Genomic DNA, 339 nt, shown 5'->3' on the forward strand with positions numbered 1-339 from the left:
GCGTCCACCCAGCGACGGCGCCGGGCCGGTGGTGGGGGCCGGACGCGCCGCGCCCCCCGCGCCACGGCCCGTGAGATCCGGACGGGCACCCGCGCCAGGGGCGAGCGGGCCACCCGCGCGGGTGCCCCCGGTGCTCGGCGTGGCCGGGCGAGCGGCGCTCGGCGGTGTGCCGGGACGGCCTGCGGTCGGGGAGCCGGCGCGCGGGCCGGACGTGGCGGGCGTGGCCGGGCCGGTGCCGCGCTGGCCGCCGAGGCTCGGCGGCGGCGACGCCGGCCGGCCCGGAGCGCCCCCCGCGTGCCTGGGGCCGGCGGTGCTGCCCGGCAGGCGCGGGCTGGACGG

1 pseudogene is annotated in these 339 nt (G+C 86.7%); it reads left to right on the plus strand.

From position 1 onward, the window contains the following. Positions 1 to 130 precede the first annotated feature (130 nt). Positions 131 to 339 (plus strand): annotated as a pseudogene (locus tag ACSNOB_RS32050) (hypothetical protein); the annotation flags it as partial.

Origin of the sequence: Micromonospora sp. URMC 106 (genome assembly GCF_051386395.1) — a bacterium.
Classification (GTDB): Bacteria; Actinomycetota; Actinomycetes; order Mycobacteriales; family Micromonosporaceae; genus Micromonospora.